Here is a 13,695-nt window from a genome sequence, read left to right as displayed (position 1 = left end):
GTCCGGCTTTCAACCCAATAAAACGTGCGCTTTCGGTGATCCCTCACCCGGATCATGCCGTACCCTTGATGATGCCACATCAGGCATTCTCAACAAGGGAAAACTGATCATGTTTCGTAAAATCGCAGTCGCCAGCGTCGCCACTGTCTTGCTCTCGACCACTGCTTTCGCAGGCAGCAACAAAAAAGACATTGTTGATACCGCTGTCGGTGCGGGCACGTTTGGCACGCTTGTCGCAGCCGTTCAAGCGGCTGAACTGGTGGATACCCTCAAGGGCGAAGGCCCCTTCACCGTATTTGCCCCCACCGACGAGGCGTTCGCCGCCCTGCCCGAAGGCACGGTTGAAAGCCTGCTGAAACCGGAAAACAAGGATCAGCTCGTGGCGATCCTGACCTATCATGTGGTGCCCGGCAAAGTGATGTCCGGCGACCTGTCCGACGACATGACCGCAGCAACAGTTCAGGGTGGTGATGTGACCATCGATCTGGATGACGGCGTAAAGGTCAACGACGCCACAGTTGTTCAGGCCGATATCGAAGCTGAAAACGGCGTGATCCACGTGATCGACAAGGTGATCCTGCCTGCTTCGTGATCGAGTGGTTGTCAAAGACGGCCCGGGTCTGTTCCGGGCCGTTTCTACATAGGGACCACAGCGCCGGGATTCATGATGCCCAGCGGGTCCAAAGCGGCCTTGATCGCGTGCATGGCCTGCAATTTGGTCGGGTCACCATAGCGCTCAAGATCGCCCGTCTTCAACCGCCCCACCCCGTGCTCGGCACTGACCGAGCCGCCATAGGAATGCACCAGATCGTGCACGGACTGCTTAACCTCGGCCCGGATATTGACGAACTCCGCCTTGTCCCGTCCTTTTGGCGGGAAGACGTTATAGTGCAGATTGCCATCACCCAGATGGCCAAAACAGTTGATGCGGAATTCCCCCAGCTTTGCGATCACACCCGGACCGCGCTGGATGAATTCGGGGATCTGCGAAATCGGAACCGAAATATCGTGGCTGGAAACCGAGCCGATCAGCCGGTTCGCTTCGGGGATAAGCTCGCGAACGGCCCACATCTGGTCTCGTTGAGTGCTGTTCTGCGCAATCACCCCATCGGTCACCAGACCTGCCTCGGACGCAGCCATGAACAGGGTTTCCAGTGCAGTCGAAGGATCAAGGCCTTCGGGCAACCCAATCTCGATCAGCACGCTCCAGTCCGGTGGGTCGGCAAAGGGCTGACGCACATCAGGCAAGACCTCATGCAGAAAATCCAGACCTTGCCGGTGGATCAATTCAAAGGCGCTGACGGCTTCTCCAACCTGATCGCGGGCGAGGTTCAGCAGATCAACTGCGGCCTCAGGCGTGGGCACACACAGCATCGCAGTGCCGATCCCCGCCGGGCGCGGAAACAGCTTGAGAGAGGCTGCGGTGATGATCCCCAACGTGCCTTCGGCACCGATCAGAAGGTTACGCAGGTCATACCCGGTGTTGTCCTTCCGCAAACGGCCCAACCCGTGCCAGATCTCTCCGTTGGGCAGAACCGCCTCCAGCCCCAGGCACAGATCGCGGGCATTGCCATAGCGCAGCACGTTGACGCCGCCCGCATTGGTCGCCAGATTTCCCCCGATCCGGCAGGACCCTTGCGCAGCCAGGGACAGGGGAAACAGGCGGTCCGCATCCTCGGCAGCAGCCTGGACGTCTGCCAAAATGGCGCCGGCCTCGGCGATCAGGATGTTTTCGGTCGGATAGATCGCCCGAATGGCCGTCATGCGCTCCAGCGACACCAGCATGGGCGCAGGACCATCGGGCATTACCTGACCCCCAACCAGCCCCGTCCCGCCGCCAAACGGCACAACTGGAACGCGCGCTTGGCCGGCGTGCCGTACCAACACAGAGACCTCTTCGACATTGCGCGGCACCGCCAGCAAACCGGCATGCCCCCTGAAACGACCCCGGGGTTCTTCCAGATAGGCATCTGAGATCGGGCGCAAAATCTCGTCACCCAGATCGTCCTGCAACAGGCGTCCAAAGGTTTCATCTGCCGGGTGTAAACTCATATCCGTTCCTTGCCCCAGCAACAAAGCGGCGGCAAGACCTATTCCTGTTCGATCAGGTATTGCGGCTCAAGCACCACAACCGTTGGCCTGTCGGGCAGCGTGCGAAGCGAGACTGTGATCTCGGACACGCCGTCCCGTTCAACCGGGAAAGTGCCCCGAATATCGGCCAGAAACCGGTTCAGCGAAAAATCCGAGAACCAGTGCATCGGTATGATGACCGAACTTTTCAGGCGCGTCAGGACCGAGATCATTTCGGGCAACGGCATCGTCGTGCCCCCGTCAACGGCGGCCATGACCACGTCCAAGCGCCCTAGGGCGGCAAATTGTTCATCCGTTGGCACGTGGTGAAGATGTCCCAGATGGCCGATGCACAGCCCTTCAACCTCAAACACGAAGATCGAGTTGCCCTTCTCCTCAACCCCGGCAAAGGCTGACCGGATATCGGTCGACACGTTCCGCACGAGCAACTCGCCCAGGTCCAGATGATGCTCAATCCCCTCGCCGAATTCGCCCCAGCCGGGCAGGACGTGTGGGATGGCCGGGTCCGGGTGCGCGGTCCAATGCGTGCTGTGGGCGTGGTTCATCGTCACCACGTCGGGGATCAGATCGGCGGATCCGATGAAACCAGTGAAATCCGTCACCGCGTTCAACCCGCCCTGCGTCTGGATCAAAAAGGACGCATGCGCGATATAGCTGATCCGAACCGAAAACTCCGGCACAGGGTCTTGCCATGCCGCCTTGTGAAGGTACTCAATCCCGGGTGCTGCATCCGCTATGGCGATGCAGTGGCTCGGTCGCCGCTCTTGCGCCACCGCCCCACCCGCAATCAACATCAGCCCAACAACAATCCACCGCATGACCTGAGTGTAGCGCATACGCCCGCCAAGTCATGCCCCTTGTTCTTTTGTTCGAAAATAGCTCGGGGAGCCGCAGCCTGCCGCGGCGAGGGCAGAGCTCCCTACCCCGCGTCGGTCTTGCCACGCCGGTCAGATCGCAAAGACGCATACAGAACATGCGTCCGCCACCGCCCGTTGATCTGCAGATACGACTGGGCCACGCCCTCGTATTTAAAGCCCGAGCTTTCCAGCAACCCACGGGACGCTCTGTTCTCGGGCAAACAGGCCGCTTCAATCCGGCTCAGATCCAGGCGGGTAAAGGCATAGTGCACCACGGCCCCAATCGCCTCGCGCATATAGCCCTGCCGCGCAAAGGCCTGCCCTGTCCAATAACCCAACGTCCCGGCCTGGGCCGGTCCTCGCCGCACATTGTCCAGCGTGATCGCCCCCAGCAGTACGTCATCGGCGCGACGAAACAGAAACAGAGGGATCGCCGTGCCGCTCGCAACAGAGCGCTGTGCCCAATAGACTCGATTGGTGAACGACTTGCGGCTCAGATGGTCACTGGCCCAGATCGGCTCCCACGGAGTCAAATAGCTTTTGGACGTTCGGCGCAGTGCGGTCCATTCGTTGAAATCGGAATGCACGGGCGGGCGCAGGCTGAGGCGCTCGGTTTCGAGTTTCAGCTTGCGTCGACCCAGTAGCATCACGCTGCCCGCCTCTCCTGCAGATCCGCAAGGGTCGGCGCATCCGAGACCGGGCCATAAAGCGCCAAGGCCGCGGGGGCCTGCACGGCCATGGCCTCGGCAAAGGCGCACACATCTTCGGTGCAAACGGCGTCGATCTTGGCAACCGTATCCTCAAGCGACGGCACCCGGCCCCAGATCTGTACCAGCCGCGCCAGACGTTCCGCCCGGTTCGAAGGGCTTTCCAGTCCCATAAGCATCCCGGCCTTCATCTGGGCACGCGCGCGAGCAACCTCTTCCGCGCTCATGTCATCTGCGGCGCGCTTCATCTCATCGATGGTGATGGTCGCCAGCTCGCCCACCTGATCGGCCGAGGTTCCGGCATAGATCGTGGTCGTGCCGGTATCGGCATAGGCACCGGTCTGTGCAAAGATCGTGTAACACAGCCCGCGCGTCTCGCGCACTTCCTGAAACAGACGCGAGGACATGCCGCCGCCCAAAGCGGTCGAATAAATCTGCGCCGTATAGATCGCATCGTCGCGATAGCCGGGACTTTCCAGCGCCAGCGCGAAATGGGCCTGCTCCAGATCCTTCTCCTGCCGCGCCTCGCCGCCGGTAAAGCGCGCGGTCTCAGGGACCAGACCCTTGCGCGGTTGCAGATGTCCGAACATCTCTTCGGCCATCTTCATCAGCGCGTCATGATCCACCGCACCAGCGGCGGACAGGATCATTTGTTCCGGCCCGTAATGCTCGGCCACAAAGCCCGACAGGTCCTCACGCGAGAAGGCGCTGACCCGCTCAGACGGCCCAAGAATGGTGCGGCCCAAAGGCTGGTCGTGATAGCTTTGTTCCTGCAGCCAGTCGAATATCACATCGTCAGGCGTGTCATAGGCCTGACCGATTTCCTGCAGGATCACACCGCGCTCAACCTCGATCTCACGCGGGTCGAAGATCGGGTTCAGAACGATGTCGCCGATCACGTCCATCGCCAGCGCCACGTCATCCTTCAACACGCGTGCGTAATAGGCCGTCACCTCGCGCGAGGTGTAGGCGTTGATATAGCCGCCCACATCCTCGATCGCTTCGGCGATTTGCAGCGCGGAACGACGCTCGGTCCCCTTGAACGCCATGTGTTCAAGGAAATGCGCGATGCCGTTCTGTTCGATCCGCTCATGCCGCCCACCGGCGGTCACCCAGATGCCGATGGCCGCCGATTGCAGCCCCGGCATATGTTCACTGACGATGCGAAAGCCGTTCTTCAGTTGGTCTTGTCTGACAGTCACTCAGCGATATGCCTTCTGATATGATCCTCAAGGGCGCCCAGATCGTTGGCGATGCGGGTCAGCCGTTCTGGTCGTTCATACAGATCAGCCATGCGGGAGGGAAGAGGCGGATGTTCCCCGCTCGCCTTCTCAACCGCCGCCGGGAATTTCGCCGGATGCGCGGTGGCTAAATTGATCATCGGCGTGCCCGAGAGATGCTCTTCCGCCACCTTGATGCCAACAGCGGTATGCGGGCAGACCAGTTCGCCGCTATGCGCCAGCGTGTGCTTGATCGTGGCGAGCGTTTCATCCTCGGACGCGCGGCCCGAGTCGAAGTTTTCACGCAACGCCTCGATTGCGCCCTGGCTGACGTTGAAGCCGCCGGTCTTCAATTCATCCATCAACTGCGCCACAGCGCTGCCATCCTCACCATAAGCATAATACAGCGCCCGTTCAAAGTTCGAGCTGACCTGAATATCCATCGACGGGCTGATCGAGGGGATCGTGTCGCCCTTAAAATACCCCTCACCCGAGAGACACCGGTGGAGGATGTCGTTCTGGTTGGTCGCCACCACCAGGCGGTCGATGGGCAGACCCATGCGCTTGGCCAGATAGCCTGCGAATATGTCGCCGAAATTGCCGGTCGGCACGGTGAAGCTGACTTTGCGATGCGGCGCCCCAAGGCTGACGGCGGCAGAGAAGTAATAAACGATCTGCGCCAGCACCCGTGCGAAGTTGATCGAATTCACGCCGGCCAGTTTGACTCCATCGCGAAAGTCGAAATCATTGAACATGTCTTTTAACGCGGCCTGACAGTCGTCGAAATCCCCATCCACGGCCAGCGCGTGGACGTTGTTGTCGGCGGGCGTCGTCATCTGACGGCGTTGCACCTCGGAGACACGGCCATGGGGGAACAGGATGAACACATCCACCGCGTCCAGCCCACGGAACGCCTCAATCGCGGCTGATCCGGTATCGCCACTAGTCGCGCCCACAATAGTTACGCGGTCATTGCGCCGTTTCAAAGCCACCTGAAACAGCTGACCGATCAACTGCATAGCAAAGTCCTTGAAAGCAAGTGTGGGACCGTGGAAGAGCTCCAGCAGGAAATGGTTCTCGTTAAGTTGTTTCAACGGCGCGCGGGCGTCATGGCCAAAACCTTCGTAAGCACGGGCGATGATCTGCTTGAACTCATCCTCAGCAAACGACCCGCTGACATAGGGCCACATCACGCGGAACGCGATCTCTTCATAGGGCAGACCAGCCAGCGCAGCGATCGCGTCATGGCTCATAACCGGGATCTCGGCGGGCAGGTAAAGGCCACCATCCCGGGCCAGGCCGGTCAGCATCGCCTCTTCAAAGGTCAATTCGGGCGCCTGCCCGCGGGTCGAGATATATTTCATTGCGCGTCACTCTCAGAACTGGCGCGGCTGCGCCACAGAAAATATCCGGTCATCGCGGCCCAGACCAGAGCCAGACCAAACCAGGTGATTGCATATTGCAGGTGATCGTTGGGGATGCCCGCACTGTCCACGGGCAAAGGCGTTACACTAGGGTCCGTCTGGGAACGGGCGATCAACAACACCGGCTCGGCCCCCAAGGACGCAGCCAAGGCGGGCACGTCGCGCGCAAACCAGATATTGCTGCCAATGTCCGGCTCGGGCGTATAACTGTCGATCTCATCCGGCCAGTGCAGGTTGCCCGTTACGTCCATCGCGCCGGTCACGCGGTCGGCCAGTTTGGCTGTGGTCGGGATAAAGCCCCGATCAATCAGAATGGTGCGGCCTTCGGTGTTGAAGGGCTGTATGATCCGATACCCCGCCCCCACCTGTTTGACTGACACCAAAACGTGGATTTCGCCCAGCAGCATCTCTCCGGACACGGTCACCGGCAGATATTTGTCCCGCTCTTCCGATACAACCTCCGGCAACGCAACTGGCGCTGCATCAATGCGGCTGTCGATCTCGGCCAGGATACCTTCCTTCCACGCAAGCCGCTGCATCTGCCATATGCCCAGCCACAGCAGCACGCCTAAGCCGGCGAGGCCGAAGATCAGCGGGAACAGGATGCGGCGCATGGCGGGGCGAACCTCGTGTCGGAAACCGGCGTTTTGTTAAGGGCGGTCGGGCCGGAAATGCAATAGCTCAATTGTACGGGGCGCAATTTTGCGCCCCAGATAGAGAAAAAGCCGCCCCTTAGGGCGGCTTTTGCAATTGGATCATCTGCCAAGGCATCAGAACAACGGTGCTTGTCCCCAGATGTAGACAGCGAAGAAAAGGAACAGCCAGACCACGTCAACAAAGTGCCAGTACCAGGCTGCCGCTTCAAAACCCACATGCTTTTCAGGAGTGAAGTCCCCTTTGAGTGCGCGGATCAGACACACGCTCAGGAAGATGGTTCCGATGATCACGTGGAAACCGTGGAAACCTGTGGCCATGAAGAAGTTCGAATAGAACTGGTCGCCACCAAATTCCCAACCCTCATGCGCCAGCAGCTCATAATATTCGAAAGCCTGCAGCAGGGTGAACAGAATGCCCAGAACGATACCGATGGCCAGACCGTTGATCAGCGCCTTGCGGTCATTGTCGTGCACAAGCGCGTGGTGCGCCCAGGTGATGGCACAGCCCGACAGCAGCAGGACCAAAGTGTTGATCAGCGGCAGGTGAAACGGGTCGACTGCGTGGATATCCGGCTGAATATATTCGGTGCCCGCATAGTCGTACATCGGGTACATGCGATGTTTGAAGAACGACCAGAACCAGGCAAAGAAGAACATCACCTCGGACATCACAAACAGGATGAAGCCATAGCGCAGGCCGATGCGAACAACCGGTGTGTGATCGCCCTGACGGCTTTCCACTACAACCTCTGACCACCAGGCGAACATGGTGTACAGAACGCCGACAAGCCCCATCCAGAAGATGTAGGAAGTTACCCCATGCATCCACAGAACGGCTCCGAACAGCATCACAAATCCGCTGACCGCGCCGATCAATGGCCAGATCGACGGGGCTAGAATGTGATAATCGTGATTTTTAGCGTGTGCCATCAGCGTCCCTCACCTACAGGCGTTAGTTCGTGTTTGTATCAGCCTGCGCATCAAGGGCGGCATAGCCCTCGGGCAGGTCAATTTCGTAAAATGTATACGACAGCGTGATCGTATGCACATATTTTGCTTCCAGATCGTCGACTATTTCAGGGTCGACGAAAAAGCTTACTGGCATCTCAACCCGTTCCCCGGGTTGCAGCACCTGCTCTTCAAAGCAGAAGCAAGCGATTTTCTGGAAATACCCACCGGCGGAATACGGTGCGACATTGTATGACGCCTGCCCGGCAATCGGGCGATCCGTCGGATTATAGGCTTCATAAAACGCAAGGCCTGTTTCGCCGATGCGAACCTCCATCTCACGCTCGACGGGCTTGAACTCCCAGGCCATGTCCTTAGCCTTGGAAGCATCGAAACGGATGGTAACCTTGCGATCCAGGATATCTTCGGGCGCGGCCTCGGCCACGCCGGTTGTGCCGCCAAAGCCTGTGACCCGGCAGAACCAGTCGTAAAAAGGCACCGCTGCCCAGGCGAGGCTGCCCATCAAGACAACGACACCAACCGTTTGCACAACCGTTTTCTGAGGTCCGGATAAGGCCATCAGTTCTGCACCTCCTGCGCGGGCACGCCCAAGCTGGGGCCCGACACCTTTACGATGGTCAGGCCAAAGATGATCACGATAAACGCCGCCAGCGTCAGGCCGACGCCCACATTGCGGCTAAAGCGGCGCGTGTGCAGTTCATGCGTCTTGCGCAGGCTCATGACCATCCTCCCAGCCCATAGGGTTTCAGCAGCGCCTCAGCCAAAATGGCACCGAAATGCAGGAACAGGTAGAGCAGCGACAGCTTGAAGAAGTTGCGTTCAACCTTGAAATTGTCCACCTCGGCCTGGTCTTCGGTTCGGCGCACGATCTGCCACGCACCGTGCAGAAACAACGCGTTCATGACGACAGCCACCGTCAGGTAGATCGGGCCTCCGATGCCTGAAAAGGCGGTACCCACCGCCAGCAGAGCGAGAAGCACGGTGTAGACCAGGATATGCCAGCGTGTCGCGCGGCGCCCGTGGGTCACGGTCAGCATCGGCACGCCTGCGTCGTCATAGTCCGACCGCATGAACAGGGCCAGCGCCCAGAAATGCGGCGGGGTCCACATGAAAGTCAAGGCAAACATCAGCCAGGGCTCGATCGACATCGTGCCTGTCGCGGCCACCCAGCCGATCACCGGTGGGAACGCCCCTGCCGCGCCACCGATCACAATGTTCTGCGGTGTCGAGCGTTTCAGCCACATTGTGTAGATGACAACGTAGAAAAAGATCGTGAAAGCCAGGAACGCGCCTGCAAACCAATTGGTCGCAAGGCCCAGCATTATGACCGAGAGGCCGGACAACGCCAGACCCAGCGACAATGCTTCGCCCTCTTCCACTTTGCCAGACGGGATCGGGCGCCCCTTGGTGCGTTTCATCACCCGGTCGATATCCGCGTCCCACCACATGTTCAGCGCACCGGATGCGCCACCGCCAATGGCGATGAACAGTATGGCGCAGAAACCGATGATGGGATGTACCGGAACCGGGGCCGCCAGCAATCCGACCAAAGCGGTAAAGACCACAAGCGACATCACACGCGGCTTCAGCAGGGCGAAGTAATCGCCAAAGCTGGCCTCGTCCGCGCGGGTCTGCGCGGTGACGGTGCTGGCATTGATGCTTGCGTCGCTCATCCTGGGTCCTTTTGGGGCGAAAGCTGCGCGGTGGCCGCGCAGCTTGCAGTGTATCAGAACTAGGTCAAATGCACCTTAGTTCGAGGCAACCTGAAAGTTCGCAGGCTGACCGGCATATTCCTCAAGCGCGCCTTGCAGCCACTGCTCATAGGCTTCTTCGCTGACAACCTTGACGGTGATCGGCATATAAGCGTGGTCCTTGCCGCAGAGCTCAGAACATTGGCCGAAATAGATGCCTTCTTTCTCGGCTTCGAACCACAACTCGGCCAGACGACCGGGCACACCGTCCTGCTTCACGCCAAAAGACGGGATGGTCCACGAGTGGATCACGTCAGACGCAGTCACCTGCATCACGATGATCTTATTCACGGGAACAACAACGGCGGTGTCGGTGGCCAGCAGCCATTCATCTTCGCTGTACCCTGCATCGGTCAGCTTTGCCCGCATCGCATCATCCAGAACAAACGGCGTCACATCGGCATCCGCAGGGCGCGCACCTTCGTCCAGTGTGGCCGGGTGGCCCAGCAGATAGCTGTCAAAGGCGAAATCGTGATCAACATATTCGTAGGTCCAGTACCACTGGTTGCCGACAACCTTGATCACCACGTCACCTTCCGGGATTTCCTGCTGTTTGAACAGCACCGGCAGCGAAAACGCCCCGATGAAGACCAGAATCAGGATCGGACCAAGTGTCCATGCAACCTCGACGGGGGTGTAGTGCGAAAAGCGCGCCGGGGTCGGGTTAACGCGCTGATTGTAGCGCACGATGCAGTAGACCAGCAGCCCGGCAACAAACAGGCAGATCACCGTGATGATGACCAAAATCATATTGTCCAGACGCTGAATTCCATCGGCCAGGCTGGTGGCCGCAGGCTGAAAGCCGACACCGCCGGGAACCGGTTTGCCAATAATCTCAAGCTCCTGAGCCATGGCGGGAAGGCTGGAGAGGGCTGTCATCAAGCCCGAAAGCATCAAAGCATTCTTCATTTTCTGTCCTGATCGTTTGATCTTTGCGTCTCTCGCGAAAAGGTGTGAATCGGTCGCACCTCTCCCGTTGTCTTTGGCCGCGTTAAAAACCATATTCTTGCGGGTAGATAAAGCAAAATGCTTGCGTCAAACAGACGCTATTTTTGATCTGGATCAAACTCGAAAGGCTCCAGCCCATGCCCAACGACCCGTTTCGCCCCTTCGAAAGCGCCTTGCCGCAGGACGAAGCCCTTGCCGTTCTGCAATCGGCCACAGCCGGGGCCGAGGATGGAGAGCTGTTTGTCGAGCGCCGAAAATCCGAGTCGCTGGTCTTTGATGACGGGCGTCTGCGCACCGCGTCTTATGACGCATCCGAAGGGTTTGGCCTGCGTGCGGTTCAAGGCGACGTGGCCGGGTATGCCCATTCCACGGATGTGTCCGTTCCCGCATTGAAACGCGCCGCTGAAACCGCGCGACTGGCTGTCGGGGATGGGGGCGGCACGCTGGCCGATGCTCCGCGGGCAACCAACACGCGCCTGTATACCGACGAGGACCCAATCGAATCCGCTGGTTTTCCGGTCAAGATCGAGACGTTGCGCGCCATCGACGCTTTTGCCCGCGACCTCGACCCGCGTGTGGTCCAGGTCAGCGCCACGATCATGGCTGCGGTGCAAGAGGTCGAGATTCTGCGCCCCGATGGTGTTATGGTCCGCGACGTGCGCCCGATGACGCGCCTGAATGTCTCGGTCATCGTGGAACAGAACGGGCGCCGCGAAAGCGGGTCCGCCGGTGGCGGCGGGCGCGTCGGTCTGGACGGGCTGATTGATCCGGCGGATTGGCAGGACAAAGCACGCGAGGCGCTGCGAATCGCGCTGGTCAATCTTGAGGCTGTCCCTGCCCCAGCGGGTGTCATGGAAGTGGCGCTTGGTCCCGGCTGGCCCGGTATCCTGCTGCACGAAGCCATCGGACATGGGCTTGAAGGGGATTTCAATCGCAAGGGCAGTTCCGCCTTTGCCGGGCTGTTGGGTCAGCAAATCGCCTCGAAAGGTGTGACCGTCGTGGATGACGGTACCATCGCGGACCGGCGCGGATCGATCACCGTGGATGATGAGGGCACGCCCAGTTCGCGTACCGTCCTGATCGATGACGGCGTTCTGACCGGATACATGCAAGACCGCCAGAACGCGCGCCTGATGGGTGTTGCACCCACTGGGAACGGGCGGCGTCAAAGCTATGCGCACAAGCCCATGCCACGCATGACCAATACGATCATGCTGGGTGGTGACGCGGATCCGGCCGCTCTGGTTGCGGACATCAAAGATGGCATCTGGGCGGTTGGGTTCGGCGGGGGTCAGGTCGATATCACGAACGGCAAGTTCGTGTTCTCGTGCACCGAAGCCTACCGTGTCGAGAACGGCAAGATCGGTGCGCCGGTCAAAGGGGCAACATTGATCGGCGATGGCCCCTCGGCGTTGAAACGCATCCGCGGGCTTGGCAACGACATGGCGTTGGACCCCGGCATGGGAACCTGCGGCAAGGACGGACAATGGGTGCCCGTCGGCGTAGGCCAGCCAACGGTTCTGATGGATGGCCTGACGGTTGGTGGATCCGCCGCCTAGATCGGACCGAGTGTTAACTCGATTGACAGTTCGTGACCCCGCAATTGCTCAGCGGCTTGGGCGGGGTCGCAAAAAAATCCAGGTATTTTTCATTATATTTCAAATATATAGGCGCAATCTTAAGGTATTCTTTGCAAAAAATCGCGTCTAATTTTCGATGATTCACAGGCTGTTAACTCTGAGTCCCGTAAACCAGTTCTGCAATCAGGCGGAGCAACGGATGACCGAAGAGCATCTATCTTCCTATCACCCCACACTCCCACCCACCACGGAAGATGACCGGTTTTCGTGGCTCCGTCTGTTGCGCTCGCGCAAGGTAGGTCCGGCAACGTTTCGTCGGCTGTTGCGCGAACATGGTTCAGCGCAGAACGCGCTGGCCGCGCTGCCGGAAATGGCACGGGCTGCAGGAATAGACGGGTATGAAATATGCCCGCCCGGCGTGATCGAGGCAGAATTTAAGGCCGCAAAAGCCGCCAACGCGCGGCTTTTGTGCCTTGGCGCCCCCGATTTTCCAGACATGTTACGCGACCTGAACGATGCGCCGCCCTTGCTGTGGGCCATCGGCGACGTTTCATTGTTGCAGCGTCCAGCGATCGCTTTGGTCGGGGCGCGCAACTGCTCATCCCTGGGCGCGCGCATGGCCCGCAACTTAGCGAAAGAGCTGGGAGGCCAGGAATTTGTCGTGGTTTCCGGTCTCGCTCGCGGGATTGATACCGCTGCCCATCTGGCCAGCCTGGACTCTGGCACGATTGCCGTGATGGCGGGTGGCGTGGATGCGATTTATCCCGCCGAGAATACCGAACTTGCCGAGCAGATCGCACAAACCGGCCTGCGCCTTTCGGAGCAACCGATGGGAGTGACACCGCAAGCCCGGCACTTTCCGCGCCGCAACCGCATTATCTCGGGCCTTGCCCAGGCCGTTGTCGTTGTCGAGGCTGCCGCCAAGTCCGGCAGCCTGATTACGGCGCGCGACGCCCTGGATCAGGGGCGAGAGGTGCTTGCAGTTCCCGGGCATCCGTTCGATGCACGGGCCGCCGGGTGCAATCTGTTGATCCGGGACGGCGCCACACTTGTAAGATCCGCCGAAGACGTGATCGAAGCGCTGCCCAAACCGGACGCAATCCCTGTACCCCCGCCGCAGCCGATCGCGAGGCCGATACCCGCCGCTTCCGGCGATCTGCACACGCAAATCCTCGAACGCCTCGGCCCATCGCCCATCGCCGAAGATCAACTGCTGCGCGATATTGCCGCCTCGGCCGGAGAGCTTGGTCCCGCTTTGGTCGATCTGGAACTGGATGGCCGAATCCAGCGTCAGCCGGGCGGGCTTTTGTCGCTGGCCGGTTGAATGTCTAAGACCCTGCCCCCTTTGAATCGAAGCCGTCAGAACTGGCAAACCCGAATGTAGCCGACTGAAAACGCGCAACTTTTTCACATGCGAAAGGAACGCATTGACAATTCCCGCTTGCCCCACACATTTTGCACCACGATAAAAGGCGCCCATTTCGTCGAGCGA

The 13,695-nt window shown here is 59.6% G+C and carries 14 protein-coding genes; 3 read left to right on the top strand and 11 right to left on the bottom strand.

Annotation, left to right across the window (positions count from 1 at the left end; all coding sequences use genetic code 11):
• Positions 1 to 109: 109 nt before the first annotated feature.
• Positions 110 to 592 (top strand): fasciclin domain-containing protein, encoded by a 483-nt coding sequence (locus ACR0AG_RS03715; RefSeq protein WP_480836555.1) that lies wholly within the window; start codon positions 110 to 112, stop codon positions 590 to 592.
• A 44-nt stretch (positions 593 to 636) separates the two neighbouring features.
• Here ACR0AG_RS03715 and ACR0AG_RS03710 read toward each other — a convergent pair whose 3' ends face one another.
• From ACR0AG_RS03710 to coxB, 11 genes are all read right to left on the bottom strand, one after another.
• Positions 637 to 2,052 (bottom strand): FAD-binding oxidoreductase, encoded by a 1,416-nt coding sequence (locus ACR0AG_RS03710; RefSeq protein ID WP_480836553.1) that lies wholly within the window; start codon positions 2,050 to 2,052, stop codon positions 637 to 639.
• 38 nt (positions 2,053 to 2,090) lie between these two features.
• A complete protein-coding gene (locus ACR0AG_RS03705; protein WP_480836870.1) occupies positions 2,091 to 2,909 on the bottom strand; it encodes an MBL fold metallo-hydrolase in 819 nt (272 codons plus the stop codon).
• Positions 2,910 to 3,010: 101 nt separating this feature from the next.
• Positions 3,011 to 3,595 (bottom strand): GNAT family N-acetyltransferase, encoded by a 585-nt coding sequence (locus tag ACR0AG_RS03700; protein ID WP_480836551.1) that lies wholly within the window; start codon positions 3,593 to 3,595, stop codon positions 3,011 to 3,013.
• Entirely contained in the window at positions 3,595 to 4,857 is a 1,263-nt protein-coding gene (locus tag ACR0AG_RS03695; protein ID WP_480836550.1) for a M16 family metallopeptidase, read from the bottom strand. Before ACR0AG_RS03695 ends, ACR0AG_RS03700 begins: the two co-directional genes overlap by 1 nt.
• Positions 4,854 to 6,239 carry a threonine synthase gene (gene thrC / locus ACR0AG_RS03690; protein ID WP_480836548.1) on the bottom strand — a complete coding sequence of 462 codons (1,386 nt, stop codon included), beginning with the start codon at positions 6,237 to 6,239 and terminating at the stop codon, positions 4,854 to 4,856. Before thrC ends, ACR0AG_RS03695 begins: the two co-directional genes overlap by 4 nt.
• On the bottom strand, positions 6,236 to 6,913 hold the full coding sequence (locus tag ACR0AG_RS03685) for an SURF1 family protein (protein WP_480836546.1): 678 nt from the start codon (positions 6,911 to 6,913) through the stop codon (positions 6,236 to 6,238). Before ACR0AG_RS03685 ends, thrC begins: the two co-directional genes overlap by 4 nt.
• A gap of 156 nt (positions 6,914 to 7,069) precedes the next feature.
• A complete protein-coding gene (locus ACR0AG_RS03680) occupies positions 7,070 to 7,885 on the bottom strand; it encodes a cytochrome c oxidase subunit 3 (protein WP_480836544.1) in 816 nt (271 codons plus the stop codon).
• Between the two features lie 22 nt (positions 7,886 to 7,907).
• The gene (locus ACR0AG_RS03675; protein WP_480836543.1) at positions 7,908 to 8,483 is read right to left on the bottom strand and encodes a cytochrome c oxidase assembly protein; all 576 of its coding nucleotides are present in this window, start codon (positions 8,481 to 8,483) and stop codon (positions 7,908 to 7,910) included.
• On the bottom strand, positions 8,483 to 8,644 hold the full coding sequence (locus tag ACR0AG_RS03670) for a hypothetical protein (protein ID WP_480836541.1): 162 nt from the start codon (positions 8,642 to 8,644) through the stop codon (positions 8,483 to 8,485). The genes ACR0AG_RS03675 and ACR0AG_RS03670 overlap by 1 nt, the downstream gene beginning before the upstream one ends.
• A complete protein-coding gene (gene cyoE, locus ACR0AG_RS03665) occupies positions 8,641 to 9,597 on the bottom strand; it encodes a heme o synthase (RefSeq protein WP_480836539.1) in 957 nt (318 codons plus the stop codon). Before cyoE ends, ACR0AG_RS03670 begins: the two co-directional genes overlap by 4 nt.
• A 75-nt stretch (positions 9,598 to 9,672) precedes the next feature.
• On the bottom strand, positions 9,673 to 10,584 hold the full coding sequence (gene coxB, locus ACR0AG_RS03660; RefSeq protein ID WP_480836537.1) for a cytochrome c oxidase subunit II: 912 nt from the start codon (positions 10,582 to 10,584) through the stop codon (positions 9,673 to 9,675).
• A gap of 176 nt (positions 10,585 to 10,760) precedes the next feature.
• Here coxB and tldD point away from each other — a divergent pair, with 176 nt between their 5' ends.
• Both tldD and dprA read left to right on the top strand, forming a co-directional pair.
• Entirely contained in the window at positions 10,761 to 12,182 is a 1,422-nt protein-coding gene (gene tldD / locus ACR0AG_RS03655; RefSeq protein WP_480836535.1) for a metalloprotease TldD, read from the top strand.
• 220 nt (positions 12,183 to 12,402) lie between these two features.
• Positions 12,403 to 13,527, top strand: a complete 1,125-nt coding sequence (gene dprA, locus ACR0AG_RS03650; RefSeq protein WP_480836534.1) for a DNA-processing protein DprA — start codon at positions 12,403 to 12,405, stop codon at positions 13,525 to 13,527.
• Positions 13,528 to 13,695: the final 168 nt, after the last annotated feature.

The organism is Ruegeria sp. H6 (assembly GCF_056532975.1).
This window is presented reverse-complemented; position numbering and strand designations above follow the sequence as displayed.